General features: G+C 74.5%; 11 protein-coding genes. 3 read left to right on the forward strand and 8 right to left on the reverse strand.

Features of this window, described 5'->3' with window-relative positions; genetic code table 11:
- Positions 1 to 156: 156 nt before the first annotated feature.
- The 3 genes from WMF26_RS45070 to WMF26_RS45080 all read right to left on the reverse strand — a co-directional run bounded on the left by WMF26_RS45070 (position 157) and on the right by WMF26_RS45080 (position 4,583).
- Positions 157 to 1,521 (reverse strand): L,D-transpeptidase, encoded by a 1,365-nt coding sequence (locus tag WMF26_RS45070; protein ID WP_437952181.1) that lies wholly within the window; start codon positions 1,519 to 1,521, stop codon positions 157 to 159.
- 37 nt (positions 1,522 to 1,558) lie between these two features.
- Positions 1,559 to 2,704 carry an FHA domain-containing protein gene (locus WMF26_RS45075; RefSeq protein WP_437997744.1) on the reverse strand — a complete coding sequence of 382 codons (1,146 nt, stop codon included), beginning with the start codon at positions 2,702 to 2,704 and terminating at the stop codon, positions 1,559 to 1,561.
- Positions 2,705 to 2,978: 274 nt separating this feature from the next.
- Positions 2,979 to 4,583, reverse strand: coding sequence for a hypothetical protein (locus WMF26_RS45080; RefSeq protein ID WP_437997745.1), 1,605 nt, complete (start codon positions 4,581 to 4,583; stop codon positions 2,979 to 2,981).
- 480 nt (positions 4,584 to 5,063) lie between these two features.
- On the opposite strand from WMF26_RS45080, the gene WMF26_RS45085 reads away from it, so the two are divergent.
- Complete coding sequence (locus tag WMF26_RS45085) at positions 5,064 to 8,591, forward strand: DNA translocase FtsK 4TM domain-containing protein (RefSeq protein ID WP_437997746.1); 3,528 nt, start codon at positions 5,064 to 5,066, stop codon at positions 8,589 to 8,591.
- A gap of 1,749 nt (positions 8,592 to 10,340) precedes the next feature.
- On the opposite strand, the gene WMF26_RS45090 is transcribed toward WMF26_RS45085, so the two are convergent.
- Positions 10,341 to 11,408 (reverse strand): hypothetical protein, encoded by a 1,068-nt coding sequence (locus WMF26_RS45090; protein WP_437997747.1) that lies wholly within the window; start codon positions 11,406 to 11,408, stop codon positions 10,341 to 10,343.
- A 133-nt stretch (positions 11,409 to 11,541) separates the two neighbouring features.
- Between WMF26_RS45090 and WMF26_RS45095 the strand changes: the two genes are divergently transcribed.
- Positions 11,542 to 13,890, forward strand: a complete 2,349-nt coding sequence (locus WMF26_RS45095) for a cyclic nucleotide-binding domain-containing protein (RefSeq protein ID WP_437997748.1) — start codon at positions 11,542 to 11,544, stop codon at positions 13,888 to 13,890.
- Between the two features lie 249 nt (positions 13,891 to 14,139).
- On the opposite strand, the gene WMF26_RS45100 is transcribed toward WMF26_RS45095, so the two are convergent.
- From WMF26_RS45100 to WMF26_RS45115, 4 genes are all read right to left on the reverse strand, one after another.
- On the reverse strand, positions 14,140 to 14,859 hold the full coding sequence (locus WMF26_RS45100) for a hypothetical protein (RefSeq protein ID WP_437997749.1): 720 nt from the start codon (positions 14,857 to 14,859) through the stop codon (positions 14,140 to 14,142).
- A gap of 186 nt (positions 14,860 to 15,045) precedes the next feature.
- Positions 15,046 to 16,029, reverse strand: a complete 984-nt coding sequence (locus WMF26_RS45105) for a hypothetical protein (protein WP_437997750.1) — start codon at positions 16,027 to 16,029, stop codon at positions 15,046 to 15,048.
- 25 nt (positions 16,030 to 16,054) lie between these two features.
- On the reverse strand, positions 16,055 to 17,161 hold the full coding sequence (locus WMF26_RS45110) for a M50 family metallopeptidase (RefSeq protein WP_061624635.1): 1,107 nt from the start codon (positions 17,159 to 17,161) through the stop codon (positions 16,055 to 16,057).
- 178 nt (positions 17,162 to 17,339) lie between these two features.
- Positions 17,340 to 17,906, reverse strand: a complete 567-nt coding sequence (locus WMF26_RS45115; RefSeq protein ID WP_061624636.1) for a hypothetical protein — start codon at positions 17,904 to 17,906, stop codon at positions 17,340 to 17,342.
- A gap of 380 nt (positions 17,907 to 18,286) precedes the next feature.
- Here WMF26_RS45115 and WMF26_RS45120 point away from each other — a divergent pair, with 380 nt between their 5' ends.
- Complete coding sequence (locus WMF26_RS45120) at positions 18,287 to 20,107, forward strand: right-handed parallel beta-helix repeat-containing protein (protein ID WP_437997751.1); 1,821 nt, start codon at positions 18,287 to 18,289, stop codon at positions 20,105 to 20,107.
- The last annotated feature ends 20 nt before the right edge of the window (positions 20,108 to 20,127 follow it).

Consider the following 20,127-nt stretch of genomic DNA (forward strand, 5'->3'; position numbering starts at 1 on the left):
GGACCTCGCCTGCGCGCGCCCTCCATCTCCTGCGCATAGACCCATCGATGCCGCGGCGTTCGCGGATCGGCTCGCGCGCGCCGCGGCCTGCGTGATCCGTCGCGCGCGCCGCGGCCTGCGCGATCCGTCGCGCGCGCCGCAGGTCGCGCCCCGCCGCTAGCGCACGCGCACCACGGTGCCCGGCTCGTGCGCCGTGGGGAGGACCGCCGTCCAGCCGGCGGGCAGCCGCGGCGACGTCCACCAGAACAGCCGCTGCGCGTCGAGCGGGGCCAGGTTCACGCAGCCGTGGCTCCGCACCTGGCCGAACGAGCGATGCCAGAACGCGCCGTGCAGCCCGACCCCCTTGGAGAAGTACTGCACGTAGGGGACGTCCTCCATCCGGTAATAGCGGTCGGCGCCTTCGTCCTCGAGGTTGTCCATGTCCGAGGTGAGCAGCTTGGCCCAGATGCGGAACGTGCCGGCGGGCGTCGCGCGCGACGATCCGGGCGCGCCCTTGCCGGTCGAGACCAGCGTCGCGAACACCGGGCGACGCCCCTCGTAGGCCACGAGCGTCTGCGTCGAACGCTCGACGTCGATCCACCGCTCGCCCGCCTCGGCGTCGACCTCGGGCGGCGGCGGCGCCACCGACGGGCGCCGGAGATCGCGGAGCGAGATCCACGCCGCCGCGTCGCCGTCCGCGATGCGCGCGAGCTTGCCCGAGGCGCCCTGCGCCTCCTCGAGCGTGGAGACGACCTCGAACCGCGCCTTGCTCTCCTCGGTCCGCGCGAAGCCCGCCGCCGTGCGCGTGAAGAGCGGAGCCCTCTCGGACACGACCCACGCGATCCCGATCTCCGCGGCGCCCGGAGGGACGGTGGCGCCGTGGAAGGCGAACGCGCGCACCGGGCCGAGATCGCGCATCGGCACCCAGAGGCCGCTGTTCGTGCGGCCGTAGCGCGACCCGCCGAGCGCCCGCTCCTCGACGATCGCCACCGCGAAGCCGGGCTCGAGCTGCGCGTCCGGCGCGTCGATGTCGGCCGCCTCGACCCGGCGGTAGCCGAACGACCCGTCGGGGCCGACGAAGTAGTAGCGGTACGGGAGCCCGTCCGGCATCTCGCGCCACGTGCGCACGAGCGGGCTGATCGGACCCGCGGCGGAGAGCTCGACGGCGTCGTCGCAGACCCAGGCCGCGGCCCCGACCTCGAGCCAGCGACCGAGGCAGCCGCCGTCGCGCCGGGCCGCGAAGATGGGCAGCTGCACGTTGCGATCGACGGAGCCGCGCCTGCGCGGGTTCTCGCCCGGCGCCTCGAACAGCGGCTGGTCGCGCTTGAGCACGCGCGCGCTCTTGACCCACGCCGGCAGCGGAGCGTCGCCCTCCGCGACCCACGGCGGCAGCTGCGACGCGAGGACCGCGCCGCCCCAGATCATCGCGCCGAGGCCGACCGCCGCGGCGCCGGCCCTCAGCGCGACGCGGCGCACGCGCCGCAGCAGCGCCGCGCGGGGCAGCTCCACGAGGCCCGCGGCGGCGCCTCCACGCTTCGTCATCGTGCGAGCTCCGGCGGAAGACGCGGGACCGCCGCGATCAGCGGTAGGAGAAGCGCACTTCGTGATCGCAGATCCGGAAGAGATCGCCTTCGACGATGGCCTTCCGGGCGATGCGCTGGCCGTTGTACTCGACGCCGTTCGTCGAGCCCATGTCGACCATGTAGTACTGGCCGTTCAGGAACTCGACCATGGCGTGCTGGCGCGACACGTTCGGGTCCTTGATCGTCAGATCGCTCGACTGCTTGCCGCGCCCGATGATGAACCGGTCCTTGTTCACCACGAACCGCTGCCCCGCGTAGAACGCGGCGAGCGCCGGGCCCGCGGGGACCTGGTTCGGCATCGCCATGTTCATCGGCGGCGGGCCCGGCACGCTCGCCGCCGCCTGCGGCGGCACGCCGTACGGCGGCGGCGCCATCGGCGGCGCGATGGGCGTGGCGTACCCGGCGCCGCTGCTCAGCGGCGGCGGCGGCCCCGAGCGGCTCGCGGCGGCGCCAGGCATGCTCTGGCGCCCGCCGGGGTTCGTGGCCTGCGACGGGAGCGGCGGCGGCGCGCCGAGGCGGGTCACGCTGGTCGGCGGCGGCGGCGGACCGCCGACGCGGCCCGGGATCGGCGGCGGAACGGGCAGGCTGGGCCGCTTCCCGCCGGCGCTGCTGCTGCCCGGCGGCGGCGGCGGCGGCGGCGGCGCGCCCGGCCGGACCTGCCCCGGCGGCGGCGGCGTCAACGCCGGCACCGGCGTCGGCACGGGCCCCACGGGGGACACGCCGTACGGCGGCGAGGGCGCGCCATAGGCAGGCGCGCCGGCCGGCGCGCCGTAGGCCCCCGCGGGCGGCTGCTGCTGCTGCAGGGCGACCATCGGCGGCCCGCCCGGCGGTCCGAAGGGCGGCGGCGAGCCGGGCGTCATCAGCCCGGGCGGCGGGGGCGTCGCGGCCGGAGGCACCGCGCTGGGCTGATGAGCGTGCGGGACCGGCTGGTGCCCGGAGCCGGGCGCCGCGTCGACCCTCGCGGGCGGCGGGAAGGGCGTGCGCGGGCTGTAGCTTCGCTGCCGCGCGTACTGCTTCATCGACTCGTTGATGAGGTAGTCGATGGAGCACTCGAGCTCGCGCGCCATCTGCTCGAACGTCTCCCAAAGGACATCGCGACACTGGAACGTCCGTGCGCTTTTCTTGTTCGGATCCGCGCTCATCTCTACCCAACGATAACGGAGGATGAATTGCGCTGGGAAGCGTCCTCCCGGCCTCTTCCCTGCAAGCACCTGATGGCTCTGGGCCGCGCCGAAGGCGCGCTGCGATCGCGACCATGGCCGCGCGAGATCCGAGGAGCGCGCGCGCGGCTCGCCGCGAAGCGCGCGCCCCCGCCGCGCCCCGCGCCGTGGCAGGAGCGCGGCGCGAGGGGCGCGCCGCGCGCCCTCGTGGCGGCGGGATCGCCCGACGATCCCGCGTGCTGCGCCGGCGCTCGCGTCACTTCTTCTCGCCCTTCTCGAGCTCCGGCTTCCTCTCCTGCATGGCCGGCTCGATGCAGTACTGGACGAACTCGCCGACGGTCTTCACGTCCCTGAGCTCGCGCTCGTTCGACCCCTCTTTCTGCACCTCGCACGCCCACTTGCAGTCCGGATCGGCGTCGCAGACCGGCGCGCGGGTGGTGTCGCCCTCGAGCGGCTTCACCGCCGCGAGATCGGCGGCCGTGCCGAAGGTGAAGTAGTAGGCGATCGCGCTCGTGCGCACCGGCGCCGGGCCCTCGGTGAAGTGCTTCTTCAGCGCCTCGAGGGGCGAGCCCTCCTTTAGGTCGCCGAACGACGCGCCGTACGTGAGCGCCTCGGGCATGGCGAACCCCTTGCTGTCGGGGAGCCTGCTCATGAACTCGTCGATGTGCTTCACCGTCGACATCTTCAGGATGGTCGCGGCGGCGGCGCGGCGGATCTTCCACTTGTCGGTCTTGAACAGGCCGTAGAGCTTCTCGACGACGAGCTCGCGCGGCATCTCGCCGACGCGGCGGAAGGCCTGGTCGAGCACCGCGTCGGGCGCGTCCGCGGTCGCGAGCTCGAGGATGCGCTGGATGTCGCTCGGGTTGTTGCGGTCGAGCCGGCCCTCGAGCGCGGCGAGGGCGGCCTGGCGGCGCTTCTCGGGCTGGTTCTTGTCCGCCGCGAACCCGAGGAGGAAGTCGACCGACGGCCTGCCGCCGAGCTTCTTCATCGAGCCGAAGACCCGGAAGAGCTCCTCCTCCTGGTACTGCGCGAGCTGCGCCTCGAACTGCTTCTCGGTGGGCGTGATCTTCGACGCGGCGTTCGCCGCCTGGAGCTCGGGCTTCTTCGCGTCGACCCACTCGCTGGAGGTGACGAACCTCGCGATGGCGACGAGGTTCGCCGAGGCGGCTTCCTTCGCCGGTGGGTCGCCGTACTCGGACACGAGCGACGCCATCTGGTCGAGCCGCTTCGCCTCGCGCGTCATGAGCTTCGGCAGGCCGGCCACCGCGGGCGGGCCGATGAAGCGCAGGAGCTGCTCCATCCCGTAGGCCTGCGAGCGGTCCTCGAGCCGGTGCTCGAAGTCCGCCATCGCCCAGTCGATGAGGGCGGCCTTGAGCCCCTCCTTCAGCGCCTCGTCCGCGATGATCACGGTCCGATCGGACGTGAGCATCGCGTACGCGGCGTCCTTGTACGGGAACGAGGTGTCCACCGGGCGGGGCTGCCCGGGCGGCGCGACGGGCGGCGGCTTCCTCAGCTCGGCGATGATGGACGGCACGAGCGCGGCCACGATCGACTGCCTCGCCTCCGGGGCCATGGTCGCGAGGGTCTCGACCATGATGCCGATGCCCACGCGCCGGCCCTGCCGCGGCTTCATGCGGATGAGCGACGTGGCCGCCTCGATGCGGAGCGAGTTGTCGTACTTGTCGTGAAACAACACCGCCCTGAGCTTGTCGGGCCCGTGCGCCGTGGTCTCCCACCGGTGGATGTCGTTCTCATTGACGCGGCACCCGCTCGTCGCGAGCCCCACGCCAGCGGTCGCGAGGCACAGCACAAGAAGGCCCGCAGCGCCGACGCGCCGCCCTGCTCGTTCGACAGTTTCCATGCACGTCCCAGGAGGGTCGGGATGGTACCGCCCGCGGCGCTCTGTTTGAAAGAATTTCAAGGGCGGGAAGACGGGAGCGAGGACAAAGTTTGCGCGAAATCCGGCTGGAACTCCAGCACGGCGGCGCCCTCGGAGGCGCCCCCTCTCCGTGCCTCCCTCCCCTGCGTCCCCCCTCCCCTCCCTCTATCCCCCCTCTCCTCCACCTTCCCTCCCCCTCCCTGCCTCCCGCCTCGCCCGCCGAGGCCTGGAGGCCGCTCGAGTCCCCGTGCTTCTGGCGAGCTCAGGCGTGTGTGACGGTGCACGGGAGCGCGTGAAAGCGCCAGTTTCCTCCTGTTGCTTCCTGTTGCTTCCCGTCCGCTTCCGCTGCCCGGGCTGTTTTTCCGTTTCCGTACGGCGCTTTCCCCTCCTTACTCAGGCCTCCCAGACTTCTTGCCCCCGGCGTGGAGTGCGCATATGTGAGCAAGGTAGGTTTAGGTAGGCATGAACGTCCCCTTGTTCGCTCCTCGCCGTGCTCAGCCCGCCGCCGGCCTTGGCGAGCCCTTGCGGTCCGGGGCGCGCGGCGCCGCACGGACCAGCCCGGCGGGGGTCTCGGGCCCTGCCGCGCCGCCGGGACACAGCTACGCCCGGGATGCGGCGGCGCTGGTCCTCCTGGTGTCCGCTCTGTACAGCGCTCTCGCGCTCGCGTCGTTTCGCGCGGATCCGCTGCGCCCGGAGGTCTCGGGCGACGACTGGGTGGGGCCGGTGGGCGCGGCGCTCGCGGGGGCGTCGGTCCAGGCGGTCGGGGTCATCGCGTGGTTCGTCCCGCTGGAGCTCGCGCTGCTCGCGATGCCGCTGCTCGGGGCGAAGCGCTCGATCGCGAGCCTGTTCCGGCTGAGCGGCGACATCGTCGTGGTCATCGTGCTCGCGGCGCTCGCGCACGTGGCGTTCCCGCGGGCGGTCGCGTTCGGCGCGATGCCGCTCGGCGGTGCCGTGGGCGAGCTGTTCGGGGAGGTGCTGCGCGCGCTCTTCTCGAACATCGGGTCGTACATCATCGGGCTCACCATCGTCGCGCTCATCCTGATGGGCCGGGCGACGTTCTCGTTCATCGAGCTGGCGCACCGGGCCGAGCAGCTCGCCGTGGCCATCGCCGCGCGCGTCGCCGGCTGGGCGCGCGCGCTCTTCGGGGCGTGGGCCGCGGCGCGCGATCTGGAGCGGCGGGAGGGCGCCTCGGCGCAGGAGGCGCCGCCGATCATCGCGCGCAACTCGAGCCCCGACGCGATCATCGCCGCGCTGGCCGACGACGCGGACGAGCCGCTCTCCGACCCCGCCGCGAGGACCACGCCCGTCGAGCCGGCCCACGCCGAGGCGCCGGCGCTCGATCTCTGGAAGAGCGCGCCGCTGAGCGCCGCCGCCGAGGAGCCCGCGGCCCCGCCGAAGCCGCGGCGCGGGAGGAAGGCGCAGGCCAAGGAGCCGCGCGAGGCGGCGCCGCAGGGGAGCGAGGCGCGCGAGCCGGCGGTCCGCGGCGGCGACGCGCACGAGGTGGTCATCCACGGCGCCGAGCCGCGCGAGCTGGTCATCCACGGCGCCGAGCCGCGCGAGCTGGTCATCCACGGCGGCGAGGCGCACGAGGTGGTGACCCGCGGCGGCGAGGCGCACGAGGTGGTGAGCCGCGGCGGCGAGGCGCACGAGGTGGTCGTCCACGGCGCCGAGCCGGAGGAGGAGGAGGCGCCCGAGAGCGATGCGCCGCGCGAGGCGGCGCTGCACGGCGCCGGGCCGCGCGAGGGCGCGCAGCGGTTCGTCGAGCTGACCGAGGAAGCGGAGCGCGAAGGACCGCAGCGCGCCGCCGAGCCGCGCGAACGGGCGCAGCGCGCCGCCGAGCCGCGCGAGCGAGCGCAGCGCGCCGCCGAGCCGCGGCGGCCTGCGCGACGGCGCGCCGCGGCGCTCGCAGGGCCGCGCGACGCCGCCGCCCTGGAGGACAGCGACGAGTCGCCGTTCGCGGGCGAGGCGCACCTCGTCGAGAGGATCGTCGAGCGGGAGGTGGAGCTCGACGAGGACGACGCGGTCGAGCCCGCGGCCTTCGAGTCGGACGACGACGACAGCGCGGCCGCGTTCGCGGAGCCGGAGGCGGTCGACGTGCCCACGCCGTCGCCCATCCTGCCGGTGCGCGAGCTGCCGGCGCGGGAGCCGGACGCCCGCCGCGACGTGCCCGCCCGCGAGCCGCGCGACGCGGCCGCTCGCGAGGCCCGCGAGCCGCGCGACGCGGCCGCCCGCGAGGCCCGCGAGCCGCGCGACGTGCCCGCCCGCGAGCCGCGCGACCTGCCCGCCCGCGAGCCGCGCGACCTGCCCGCCCGCGAGCCGCGCGAGCCGGATGCCCGGACGGCCCACCGCGAGCCTCCTCCCGCCGTCGGCCCGGAGCGGCCTCAGGGCGCCGCGCCGCGCGCGCCGACGATCGTCGACACGAGCCGCGCGCTCGTCAGCGAGAAGCCCGCGGTGGTCAAGGTCGTCCCGGCCACCGGCGAGGGCTTCCGCCTGCCGTCGACCGACATGCTCGACGTGCCCGCGGGCGGGCGTCTCCAGCTCGACGCGGATCAGCTGAAAGCCACGGCGCAGCTCCTCGAGAAGACGCTCGCCGACTACGGCGTCAGCGGCAAGGTCGAGGAGATCCACCCCGGGCCCACGGTCACGACGTTCGAGGTCTCGCCCGCCGCCGGCACCAAGGTCTCGAAGGTGGCGGGCCTCGCGGACGACCTCGCGCTCGGCCTGTCGCGCAAGGTCCGCATCGTCGCCCCCATCCCCGGGAAGAACCGGATCGGCTTCGAGATCCCGAACGAGCACCGCCTGCCCGTCAACCTGCGCGAGCTCGTCGAGGATCGCCGCTTCGTCGAGATGAAGGCGCCGCTGCCGTGCGTGCTCGGCCGCGACATCATCGGGACGCCGTACTTCGCCGACCTCGCGTCGATGCCGCACGTCATCGTCGCGGGCGCGACCGGCGCCGGCAAGAGCGTCGGGCTCAACGTGATGCTCGTGAGCCTGCTCTTCCGCAAGACGCCGGACGAGCTCCGGCTCCTGATGATCGATCCCAAGGTCGTCGAGCTCGCGCCCTTCGACCGCATCCCGCACCTGCTCCTGCCGGTCGTGACGGACATGAAGCAGGCGGCGAACGCGCTCAAGTGGGCGGTCGACGAGATGGAGCGGCGCTACCAGCTCTTCGCGAACGCGGGGACGAAGAACATTACGACGTACAACGCGTGGGTCGAGCGCGTGCACCGCGGCGAGGCGCGCCCGCCGAAGCCCCCGGCCAAGGTGACCGCGATCGGCGCGGACGGGCTCGAGGTGGAGGTCGACGCGGCGAAGGACGGCTCCGACGCGGCGCTGCCGGAGAAGATCCCGTTCATCGTGATCGTGGTCGACGAGTTCGCCGACCTGATGATGCAGCAGGGCAAGGACGTGGAGGCGAGCGTGGCCCGGCTGGCGCAGAAGGCGCGCGCCGCCGGCATGCACGTCATCCTCGCGACGCAGCGGCCGAGCGTCGACGTGATCACCGGCATGATCAAGGCGAACTTCCCCACGCGCATCGCCTTCCGCGTCGCGCAGAAGGTGGACAGCCGCACGATCCTCGACGAGCAGGGCGCAGAGCACCTGCTCGGCCGCGGCGACATGCTGATCAAGATGAACGGCTCGAACGAGACGCGGCGCGTCCAGTGCCCGTTCTGCTCCGAGGAGGAGGTCCAGAAGATCACCGACTTCCTCCGGCTCCAGGGCGAGCCGGTCTACGACGAGGCGATCCTCCGGCCCCGGGACGAGGAGGGCGAGGAGCCCGACACCTCCGACGCCGAGGCCGATCCCATGTACGACGCCGCCGTGAGGATCGTGGCCGACACCCGGCGCTGCTCGACCTCGTGGCTGCAGCGCAAGCTCGGCGTCGGCTACAACCGCGCGGCCAAGCTGGTCGAGGCGATGGAGAAGCGCGGGCTCGTCGGGCCCGCGAACGGCGCCAAGGATCGCGAGGTGCTCATCGCGCCGATCTGACCCGCGCGCAAATTTATCTTGACGCCGCTTCGCAGCGCGTGTTGGCACGCCGCCGACCGGGACGCGCGGTCCCGATCGGATGTGGAGGAGAGCACAGCGCCGACCTTTCCGCCGCCGAGGCCGCGCGCTAGCATCGCGGTTCTTTTGACTTTCCCGTTCGAATGCTTCATGGAGCACGCAGGATGGCGCCTGAGGAAACGCGCACGCGTCTGATCGCTCAGATCGCGAGCCTCCTGAAAGAAGGGACGATGCCCGCAGACGCCCGCGCAGCGGGGCTGACGCTCATCGGTTGGCTTGCGAGACGCATGCCCGGAGAGGCGGCGTCGCGGGACGGCGTCGACGAGATGTGCCGTCGCGCGGCGGTCCTGGGGTGCCCGCCGCGGCGCGTGGGCGGGCGGCGATCCACCTGAGCGCGCGGCGCTGAGCGGGGTGGCGGGTGACGCGCGCCGCTGCCGTGCGCGGCGAGGCGCCTCCCGAGCCGCCGGCCGGCGGGCTGGCGGACCGCCCCCGGCGGTAGCGCGCGACGGTCGCCTCCTTCCATGGGGGTGTCGCGCCGGCCCCGCGCGGCGACGAGGCCGCCGAAAGCGACATCAGTATCGTAATTTGTACGTGCCGTATCCAGCGCGGCTAAGCTCTTGGTGGCGCGGCTTTCCGCGCCGCGGGGCTCGCGCGACGCTCGAACCGGGACGTCGGCTCGCTCGGTATCATGGGTAAACGGCCGCAGTGGGGCCTGTGATAGGTGGTGTTGCTCATGGCGAACCGCGTGGTCGCCCTCCCCGAACCGCACCCGAATGACGATGAAGATGTCGTGTGGGGGATCTCCACGGCCAGCGCGCTGTGGGCGCGCGGCGAGCGGCGCGACGCCATCGTGTGGCTGCGGCGCGCGGCCGATGCGGCGGGGGCGGCCGGGCAGCCGTTCCGCGCCTCGGAGCTCGGGCTGTGCGCGACGGCGCTCGAGGAGGTGATGGCCTCGGAGGTCGGGCAGCCGAGCGATCCCGATCTCCTGGAGACGATCGCCAGCGAGGACGACGCGCCGTCCCCGCCCGCCGACGACGAGGACGACGCGCCGCCGTCCGACGAGCAGACCTGGCGCCGCCGCATCTCGCTCGCTGCAGAGCTGCGCGCCTCGATGCCCTCGATCGAGATCGACCTGTTCGAGCCGCTCTCGGAGCCGGAGCTGGCCGCCGAGGCGGAGCGCCTGGAGGTGCCGTCGCGGCCGTCGCCGCGGCTCCTCCCGGGCACAGCGGAGGGGCCGGCCGCGGCGGACCGGCCGATCGCGCCGTTTTCTCCTGCGCCTGCCGGGGCTTCGCAGGGCAGCGCGCCGCAACCGCCGCCTCCCCCGCCGCCGATGGCGCAGCGGCCGGCGCAGCAGGCTCCCGGCGGCGCGCTCCCGCCGCCCGCGCCGCCCGCGCAGCCGCCGCCCTCCTTCGGGCCGGAGACGCCGCGCTCGCAGCCGCCCGCTGCGCCGTATCCGCAGCCGCCGGCCGCCGCATACCCGCAACAACGGCTCGACCCACCGTCCGCACAACCGCCTGCGCGGGTGGCCCCGTCGGCCCCCCCGCCGGCGGCGCCCAACACCCAGGCCGGCGCGCTTTATCGGAGCCAACCACCACCGGCGCCTCCGCTGGCCGCCCCGCCGGCAGCGAGCGCGATCCCGCCGCCGCCTCCACCGCCAGGGCCTCCGTCGTTCAGACCGCAGAGCGCCCCGGACCCGCACTCGCTCGCGGCGCAGACCAGGACGCAGAGCGCTCAGCCGCCCGCCCCGCTGCCGCCGCCGGTCGTGCCGCGGGCAGCTTCGCCCAGGCCGTCATCGGCCCCGCCCCGCATTCCCCCGGCGCCGGGACTTCCGGAGCCGCCGCCCACCCTGGCGTCGTTGCCGGATCGTGGCCGGGCTGACGCCACGATGGGGCCCCCGCCGCCGCGCCCCGCCGCGGCGCACCCCACGAGCGAGCCGCCGCCAGCGGTGCTGCTGCCTTCGTCGACGTCCTCCCCGCTTCCGGCAGCAAGCCTCGGTGCTCCACCGCCGCCGCGCCTCATCGCGGATGCGCAATCACCGCCCGCACCAGGAATCGCCGCGCCCGCGTCGACGCCGCCGCAGCCGCCATCCTTCGGGCCGCCGCCGGCGCCGCTGCAGCCGCCATCCTTCGGGACGCCGTCGACGCCGCCGCAGCCGCCGTCCTTCGGGCCGCCGCCGGCGCCGCCGCAGCCGCCGTCCTTCGGGCCGCCGCAGCCGTCCTTCGGGCCGCCGCCGGCACCGCCGCAGCCGCCGTCCTTCGGGCCGCCGGCACCGCCGCAGCCGCCGTCCTTCGGGCCGCCGGCGGCGCCGCCGCAGCCGCCGCCGCTCGCGCCCCCGCGCCCGCAGCCGCCGTCGTTCGCGCCCCCGCGCCCGCAACCTCCGCCTCCACCTGCCGCGCAAGCCCCAGCGCCGCCGTCACCTGCGGCGCCCCCACCCCCGCAGGGACTGGCCACGCCGGCGTCGGCGCCGTCGGTCGCGCCGCTGCCGCCGCCCGCCGCGCCGCCGCGCCCGCCGACGCTGCCTCCGCCGGCGCCGCCGCCGCTTTCGACGACCCCTTCCGCTGCGCCGCTGCCGCCGCCCGCCGCGCCGACGCACCCGCCGACGCTGCCTCCGCCGCTTTCGGCGATCCCTTCCGCTGCGCCGCTGCCGCCGCCGCCCGTCGCGCCGCCGCACCCGCCGACGCTGCCTCCGCCTGCGCCGCCGCCGCTTTCGACGGCCCCTTCCGCTGCGCCGCTGCCGCCGCCCGCCGCGCCGACGCACCCGCCGACGCTGCCTCTGCCGGCGCCGCCGCCAGTACCCACGCTGACCTCCGCCGCGCCTCCGTCGCACGTTGCGCCGCTGCCGCCGCCCGTCGCGCCGCTGCCGCCGCTCGCTGCACCTCCGCCGCCTGCTTCGCCGTCGCCGTCGGCGCCGCCGTTGGCCGCACCGCCGCCTATGGCGCCGCCTGCTGCGCCTCCGCCTCCGCCGCCCGCGGCGTCGTCGCCTTCCGCGCCGCCACTGGCCGCGCCGCCGCTGTCGGCGCCGCCACTGCCGCCGCCGTCCGCAGCGCCGTCGCCGCTCGCCGCGCCGCCGCTGTCGGCGCCGCCACTACCGCCGCCGTCCGCAGCGCCGTCGCCGCTCGCTGCGCCGCCACCACTGCCGCCGCCCGCAGCGCCGGCTCCTTCCGCGCCGCCGCCGGCCGCGCCACCGCCGGCCGCGCCACCGCCGGCCGCAGCGCCGTCGCCGCTCGCTGCGCCGCCACCACCGCCGCCGCCCGCAGCGCCGGCTCCTTCCGCGCCGCCGCCGGCCGCATCGCCGCTCGCGCCCCTCGCCTCCGCCGCGCCGACGCCGCCCTACGCCCCGAGCCCCGCAGCGCTCACCGAGGTGCACGCGCCGGACGATGACATCGGCGAGATCCTCGTCGAGGCTCCGATCCCGACGCCCGCCCCAGCCCGCACAGAGACGGCCGCTCCCACCGTCGCGACGGCCAGCTCGAGAAGGAAACCTCGCGAGCCGATCCTCGACCCCTGGTCCGACGACGCGGAGATCGCCGCGCCACCTCGGCCTCTTCAGGAGACGATAACGCCGAGCGGCGACATGTACCTCGTGGCTCGCCGGCCCCCCTCGACGCCGCAGGCGGGCGATGAGGAGGAGGTCGTCACCTCGGCAGCACCGCTCGACCTCGCGCTCAAGCGGAAGCCGGTTTCCGCGCGGCCGCCCGCGCCGCAGGCACCCGCGCCGCCGGCGTCCGCGCCGCCGGCACCCGCGCCGCAGGCACCCGGACCGCAGGCACCCACGCCGCAGGCACCGGCGGCGCCGCGCGCCCGCGCAACCACGCCCTCCGGAAGCGAGCCGCCCGGGCACCTCGGGGCCTCCGCCGACGACGTCATCTCGAAGGGCGCCGGCGCGGCCGCCATCCCTGCAACGACGATCGAGCCTGCCGCGAGCACGGAAGAGCGCTCCCCGGTCTCGACGCCCGATGGGACCGTCGTCATCGAGCTCTCCGACAGCGATCTCGACGCTCCGACGTCGTCGCGGCTCGACAGCCCCTTCCCCGCGCCGCAGGCGGCGGCGCAAGGCGACGACCTGCAGGCGAAGGTCGGTCCGCCGCTCGACGAGCCCGCCTCCGGCGGCGCCGCGGACCCGGCGCAGCGCCCGCTCGAGCTCGATGCGGCGACCGCCGAGCCCACGGCGGAAGAAGAGCTGCTCGACGACGCGGACATCGCGCTCGTGGAGGAGCCCGCGACCCAAGCGACCGCCGTCGAGCCGCTGCCGGCGGGCGACGCGCCCCTGGCGGCCGATGCGTCGCAGCCCTTCGTGACCGACGCGGCGCAGCCCGGAGCGCTCGCGGTCGAGGGGCCCGGACCGGACGCGGGCGAGACCATCGACCTCGCCGCCATCGTGCTCGACCCGCCGCCCGGCTCGCCGCTGGGAGAGGGAACGGTCGCGACCGCCGACCTCGACCCGGAGCAGGCGCCGGATCTGCCGCAGCCGGAAGCGGCCAGCGCCTCGCCGCCCGCCGCCGGCGCCGCGACCCTCACCGGCCGCGATCTCGAGCACGTCGAGGCGTTCGCCGACCTGCCCGAGGAGATGCACGACGAGCTCGCGCTCGCGGCGCACGTGGAAGACCTCGCGCCCGACGAGGAGCTCGCCGTCTACGGGGCAGCGCTGGTGCTCAGCGGCAGCGCCGCCGTGTGCGCGACCATCGTCGATGCGCCCGCCGAGCACGCCGCCATCAGGGCGCTCGTGCCGTCCCGCGGGACGCTCGAGGAGGGCATCCCGCTGCGCGTCGTCGCCGGCGCGCGCGGCGCGCGGGTGGCGATCTGGGACCAGGCGGCCATCGACAACGCGCTCCGCACCTGCCCCTGGGTGCTCGACGAGCTGCGCGCCGTCGCGGACCGGCTCCAGTCGCTCGCCGGCGTCACCATGGGGCCGCTCGGCGAGCTCGATGAGACGCTGCTGCGCCGGGTCCTCGGCCGGCTCCGCCTGTGCAGCCTGGAGCCCGGCGAGCCGCTGATCCACGCCGGCAATCCGATGCCCGGCCTCGTGATCGTCGGCGCCGGCACGCTGGAGCTGGTCGCGGAGCGGACGCAGGAGCTCGCCGGCGCCGCCAGGCCCGGCGAGCTGCTGTTCGCCTCCGAGCTGCTCGGCGGCCAGCCGGCGCCGGCGATCGCGCGCGCGGCCGGGACCGGCGCGCTCGTGCTCATCGTCGACCACCCGGCGCTGCGCGAGCTGTTCGAGAGCACGCCGGAGCTGCTCTCCATCCTCGCGCAGTCCGTCTCGCTGAACGCCCAGCGCGGCTGACCGAAGGCGGGCCGCGCCGCGCAGGGCGGCCCGCCGCATCGCCCGCCCGTCACGAGCGCCGCGCGCCCGAGGCCCCGAGCGGTTCGCCGGGTCGCTCATGGATTGCAGAGCGCTCATGGATTGCAGAGCGGCGGTCACCCGCACAGGAGACGGGTCCAGCTCGGCGTTTTCGGCGCGGAAGCGCACTCCGGTGCGCTGAGCACCGAAAACGTCGAGATGGGCCCGTATCCGAAGCGGGTGGCCGCAGCTCTAGAGCCGGCCTCTCATGGGGCGCAGCCGTCGCGCGGCTTCCTGCTCCAGCGGGGCGGCCTCGGTGGGCTCCTCGTCGTCGTTGAGCTGCCAGACGAGCTCGCTGTTGCCCTGCGCCCCGGCGAAGCGGAGCCCGAACCACTTCGCGCTCGGCGAGATCGTCGGCCTGCCCTCCGCGGTCGCGCGCGGGAAGCGGATGCGGAACGCCTGCCGCCACACGGTGTTGTACGGGAAATAGGTCCGCTCGAGCGCGTTCGGCTTCGGGATCGCGACGATCTCCTCGGGCGCCGTCTCGTTCCCCGTGTCGTCGATCAGCCGGACGATCCACGCGCTGTTCGGCGTCGAGAGGTCGTTGTACTTGCGCTCGCCGCCGAAGATCGCGACGAAGAACTGGTGGCGCTGGCGCGTCTCCTCGAGCGTCCTCTCGAGCAGCTTCTGCCGCTGCTCGATCGTGAGCCGGTAGTCCTGCGCGTAGCGGGCCACGTAGGCCCAGCGGAAGTCCCACGACTCGAACGTCGCGGTGGCGGTGAGGAAGTTGTCGAGCTCCGAGAGCGCGAACAGGTGCTCCGTGCGCGTCCACGCGCGCAGCACGTTCTCGTAGTCCGTCGCGACGTACTCGCGCGGCCCCTCGTTCAGGCTGACGAGCTGGGTCGCGCAGCCGGTCGACGCGAGGAGCGCCGCGAGAACCAGACCGCGCCGGAGCCATGCCGCAATGACCACGCCGCCAGGGTACCCAGCGGCCGCGCTGGATGCACGCGCTCGAACGAGATCCCCTCACCTTCGCCCGCGGGAGCGCGCTCGCCGGGGTGCGCCCGGGCCCGCGGCGGCGGGGGTCCGATCCTCCCAGTAGCCTCCCCGCGCGCGCGGGGAGCGCGGGCCCGGCGAGCGCGCCGCCCGCTCACCGGCTCACCGGCGCGCCCGCGGACGATCCGTCGGGAAGGTGAACCCGACGCTGAGCCGCGCGGCGTAGTACCAGGCGACGTCGCCGCGCAGCGGGGTCGCGACCGGCAAGAGCACGCTCAGCGCCGGCTGCACGTTCGCCAGGATGAAGCGGATGCTCGGCGAGATAGCGAACGTCGCGCGCTTGTCGTCCGGCAGGTCCTGCGTCAGCTGGTAGACCTCCCACAGCTCCAGGCCCACGCCGACCGGCGGGGCGAGCCGGTAGCCGAAGTAGAACGCGGTGTATGCCGAGATGTCGGTGCGGCGCTCGTCGGACCGGAGGCGGCGCACGACCAGCGACCAGTCGATGCCCTGCCGGAGCTGGAAGATGAACGGCCCGGTGATGTGCCGCATGTCGAACCAGGGGCGGAACGTGAGCGTGAGCTCCCGGAAGCGCGTCTCGTCCCACGGCCGCACCACGCGCGCGGTCCGCAGCACCTCGGCCTCGGCCGGCGAGACGTCGCGCGGGACCGGGAGGACGATGCCGAAGCCTCCCCCGGACGCGAGCCCGCGCACGCTCGACCAGACGCCCCGCCCGTAGAGCTCGGGGCTCCCGAGCAAGATCGACCGGCCGACCCCTGGAACGCTCGCGGCGGCGCTGTCGTGCACCGCGCCGACGAACCACTTGCGGGGGACGAGCGGCACCTCCATCTCGCCGTGCGAGTACCAGGCGTAGGCGGTCCTGCCGCCCGCCTGGCTGGTCGCCTCGGGCTCGATCGCGGCCGCCGAGTACTCGAACGTGAAGGTCGGATCGCGCAGCGTGAGCCCCGGGAGCGTCGGGGGCGCGGGGACGTCGAAGACGGCCTGCTCTTCCTCGTCGGACCACGCGCCCGGACCCGGCGGCGCGGCCAGCGCGGCCCCCGTCTCGCCGGCGAGCGCGAGGAGCGAGAGGCACGCCGCCGCGCGGGCGAGCCGCCCGGCCGGCGCCGGAGCCCGCGCGGGATACCTCATGCCACGGGGAGGCGCGGGCTCGGCGCTACTTCGACCCGAGGCCGAAATCGTTCGCGGTGACGTAGAGCATCAACCCGATCAGCATGAACACGCCGACCAGATGGATGTGCGCCTCGATGCGGGCGTTCGGCCGGCGCCGCGTGGCGGCCTCGTAGAACAGGAACATCAGCCGGCCGCCGTCCAGGGCCGGGAACGGGATCAGGTTGAACGCGCCGAGGTAGGCCGAGAGCAGGCCGAGGAACTCGAGCCCCTCGGCCCACCCACGCTTGGCCGCGTGCGCCGTCTCCTCGATCATCCGCTTCGGGCCCCCGAGCTCGCCCTCGACCTTGCCCGTCAGGTACTGGCCGAGCCCGACGACCAGGCTCTGCACGACCTTCGGCGGCTTCGTCACGGCGAGCACCGCGGCCTCCTTCGCGGTCACGGGCGCCGACTGGATCGGCCCGATGGCCATCACGCCGATCTTGCCCGCGCCGTTCTCGTTCACCGGGGTGACCTGGGCCTGGACGCGCTCGCCGGCGCGCTCCACGACGATGTCGAGCGGGCGGCCAGGGCTGCGGGAGATGATCTCCGCCATCTTCTCCCAGTCCTTGACCGGGGCTCCGTCGATCTCGACGATGCGGTCGCCGTCCTTGAGGTTGGCCGCCGCGGCCGGCATCCCGGCGACCACGCCGATGTCGGTCAGGCGGTAGGGCTTGCCCCCCGTCATCAGGCTCGCGAAGAAGAGCACCGACGCGAACAGGTAGTTGGCGAGCGGACCGGCGAAGATCGCGGCGATCCGGCCCATCAGGCTCGCGTTCGCGTAGCTGCCCTTGTCCTCGGGGTCGACCTCCTCGAGCGGGTTCATCCCCGCGATCTGCACGTACGCGAGGAAGGGGATCATCGCGACCTGGAACACGGTGGGGCCGTGCTTCACCGGGTCGTGACGCCAGAGCCGCACGCGGACCTTGTCCGCGGCGGTCGTGAACCAGAAGTACCCGTCCTTCGGGACCACCTTGAAGAAGGTGGGGCCGAAGCCGATCGAGAACTTCAGGACGCGCATGCCGTAGGCGCGCGCGGCGAGGTAGTGCCCTCCCTCGTGGACGACCATCAGCAGGGCGAGCCCGAGGATGCCTACGAAATACCAGCCGACCATCTCTGGCTAGTCTAACCAGGGTGGGGCGCATCCGCACGCGCCCGATGTCCGCCCCGCACGCCTGCCCCGGCAAGATCCCGCCGCCCACGGCGGAGTCCGGGCGCTCTCCCCCGGCCCCCGCGGCGGCAGGGCGGCGCTCCGGGCGGTCCAGCCCGCCGGAGGGGCGGCGCGGCGCGGCTCAGCCGGTGAAGAACGATGCGCCGATGCTGAAGAACGGATAGCCGATCCGCATGGTCAGCGAGATGTCGTCGTTGAAGTGGTACCGGCCGCCGACCATGGTGACGAAGTCGAACCACACCCGGTGGTAGAACCCGTCGGTGCGGAGGACGGCGCCGAGATCGGCGAAGGCGCTCCACTTGTCGTTGAAGAAGAAGTTCCACTGCATGGTGACCGGACTCCAGATGGTGAAGTCGCGGCGGCAGTACGTGCAGTTGGTGAAATCCAGGCCGAACGAGATGCCGACAGTGTTGTTGAGCTTGGGGATGAACGCCGGATCGGCGAGCTCGATCGTGGCGCGGAAGCCGACGCCGAACTCGGGGTCGCCGAAGTCGTCGTAGTACCTGTACCCGGCCCGCCGCAGACCGTAGTCGCGGTGCAGGAAGACGAAGTTCCCGTGCGGCTCGAGCTCGGCCACGTAGTCGGGGTGATCGTTCGGATTCTTGATGTTCGCCTGCGCTTCGGGCGCGAGCGTGAGGAGGGTGACGGAAGCGAGAGCGACACTCACGAGCGAGGGGAGCGCTTTCATGGGCTCTTCGTACCAAAGGAACGGCAGCGAAGGAAGCGAACGGCCACGGGGCCGGGTCATGGCGGCCGCCCCTGGATGGCGGCCGCCCCTGGATGGCGATGTCGCACCACGCGCGGCGCGCTGCGCCCGGAGCGGGGCGCGCCGCGGCGCCGGGCGCGAGCCGTCGCGGCCTGGGCTCGCGCCGCGCCGCGAGCCCGCGCCGCGCCGCGGGGCCAGGCCGCGACGTGAGCCCGCGCCGCGCTGCGAGCCCAGGCAGCGACGTGAGCCCGCGCCCGCGACGCGAGCTCGTCTGGCTGAGGCGCGCGCTTCGGGGTAAACAGACCCAGCGCCGCATGAGCCCGCGTGCCGCGGCGGGGGGCGGCCTTCCCGGGAGCGTCGAGATGAGAGGACCGACAAGCGTCATCCAGCTGGCCCGTGGCTGCGCGCGCATCGGCGGCGCGCTCGTCGCGGCGGCCGCGCTCGCCTGCAGCGCCACGATCCACGTCGCCGGGCCGCCGCCCGAGGGGCCGGCGCAGCCGACGGCGCCGCAGAAGCAGCCCCCCGCGCCGGCCGAGCCCTCCGCGCCCGCGGAGCCGCCGTCGCCCGCGGCCGTCGAGCCGTTCGTGACGACGCGCGACTCCGACGCGTGGGTGAGCCAGACCTTGAAGCTGCAGCGGCGGTACGAGCGCGTGCTCGTCGTGGGCGCGCCGGCGCCCGCCACGATCCGCGTCGCCGCGCTCGACCTGAACGCGCCGGGCGCCGCGGCCGAGCCGCAGGACCTGCCGGTCACGCGCGCGTTCGCGACGCTCCAGGACGCCGCGGACGCGGCCCGCGGCGGCGATCTCGTCGCGGTGCTGCCGGGCGCGTACGCGGGGTTCTCGCTGGGCGAGAAGCCGAGCGCCACGCAGGAGCGGTACATCCATTTCAAGGCCATGGGGCGCCCGGGCGAGGTCGTGATCCAGCGGGGGGCCGCCGCCGACCCGAACTGGATGATCTACCTGAAGGGGGCGCACCACGTGGTGATCGAGGGGTTCCGCCTCGCCGGCAGCAGCGGGCCCGGCAGGCAGAGCGCGGGCACGCCGAAGGCGGGGATCATGGTCGACGGCGCGTTCGGCGAGACCGGCAGGCTGGCGCACCACATCGCGATCGTCGGCAACTTCTCTCATCACCATCGGACGTGGGGGTTTCACTCCACCGACAGCCACACCGTCCTGCTGCAGGACAACCTGTTCGCCTTCTCTGCCGCCGAGCACGGCGCCTACGTGTCCGACGGCTCGGACAACTACGTGGTTCGTCGCAACGTGTTCTTCGGCAACAGCGCGAGCGGGTTCCAGGCGAACCTCGATCCGGAGGCCTCGCTCGACGCGGTGCTGGAGCACCCGTCGTTCCGGGGCTATCCGCGCAGGGAGCCGACCCGCGCCTGGGCCGCGGGGCTGATGAAGCTCGCGACGGACCGGTTCGGCGAGCACGGGTTTCCGGACGGCCGCGGCGTGAACTTCATCATCGAGCGGAACGTCATCAACGGCAACGGGCGCATCGGCGGCGGGGCGATCAACCTCGCGGGGGTGTCGGACTCGGTCATCCAGAACAACCTCATTTACGGCAACCTCGGCAGCGGGATCGCGCAGTGGGACAACGGGAACCCGTTCGACCAGGCCTATGTGGAGCCGGGCCCGCGCTCTCCGGAGCAGGTGAGCGGCCCCGACGCGCTGCCGCTCTGGGGCTGCCGCAACAACCTGATCCGCAACAACACCGTGGTCATGAGCAGCCGGGGCCGGCCCGCGCTCCAGTGCGGCAACGGGAGCTGGGGTTGCCGGCTGCGGAACAACATCCTCGTCAGCGACGACTCGCCCTCGATCGAGGTGCTGAGCACGAGCATCTACCGGTTCGACGCGGGCCACAACGTGGTGACCCAGGTGAGCTACGGCGGGATGCCCGACGGGCTGAAGCGCCTGGCGGCGGCGCTGCCGGAGACGCGGGCGATCACGGGCATCACGCGCGCGCGGCTCGCGGCGGAGGTGGTGCGCGCGGGCGAGGAGCCGTGGGTGGTCGTGGAGGGGAGCTGGTGGAAGCTCAACCCGAGCCGGCCGGATTTCAGGCCGAAGCGGTCGTCCAAGATGCTGCTCGGGCAGGGCGACGCGCGCGAGGTGCCGGCGCTGGATCTGCTCGGCGAGAAGCGCGGCGGCGCGGAGCTCGGGGCGCTGTCGCCGGGGCCGGGATGAGGGGGCGCGGGGCGGGATGA

Origin of the sequence: Sorangium sp. So ce185, from assembly GCF_051526825.1 — a bacterium.
GTDB classification, from domain to species: Bacteria; Myxococcota_A; Polyangia; order Polyangiales; family Polyangiaceae; genus Sorangium; species Sorangium cellulosum_D.

Coding starts and splice junctions, on each gene's coding strand:
- WMF26_RS45085 (WP_437997746.1), top strand. CDS start 5,064: ATGAACGTCCCCTTGTTCGCTCCTCGCCGTGCTCAGCCCGCCGCCGGC.
- WMF26_RS45075 (WP_437997744.1), bottom strand. CDS start 2,704: ATGAGCGCGGATCCGAACAAGAAAAGCGCACGGACGTTCCAGTGTCGC.
- WMF26_RS45080 (WP_437997745.1), bottom strand. CDS start 4,583: ATGGAAACTGTCGAACGAGCAGGGCGGCGCGTCGGCGCTGCGGGCCTT.
- WMF26_RS45105 (WP_437997750.1), bottom strand. CDS start 16,029: ATGAGGTATCCCGCGCGGGCTCCGGCGCCGGCCGGGCGGCTCGCCCGC.
- WMF26_RS45070 (WP_437952181.1), bottom strand. CDS start 1,521: ATGACGAAGCGTGGAGGCGCCGCCGCGGGCCTCGTGGAGCTGCCCCGC.
- WMF26_RS45095 (WP_437997748.1), top strand. CDS start 11,542: ATGGCGCCGCCTGCTGCGCCTCCGCCTCCGCCGCCCGCGGCGTCGTCG.
- WMF26_RS45115 (WP_061624636.1), bottom strand. CDS start 17,906: ATGAAAGCGCTCCCCTCGCTCGTGAGTGTCGCTCTCGCTTCCGTCACC.
- WMF26_RS45120 (WP_437997751.1), top strand. CDS start 18,287: ATGAGAGGACCGACAAGCGTCATCCAGCTGGCCCGTGGCTGCGCGCGC.
- WMF26_RS45110 (WP_061624635.1), bottom strand. CDS start 17,161: ATGGTCGGCTGGTATTTCGTAGGCATCCTCGGGCTCGCCCTGCTGATG.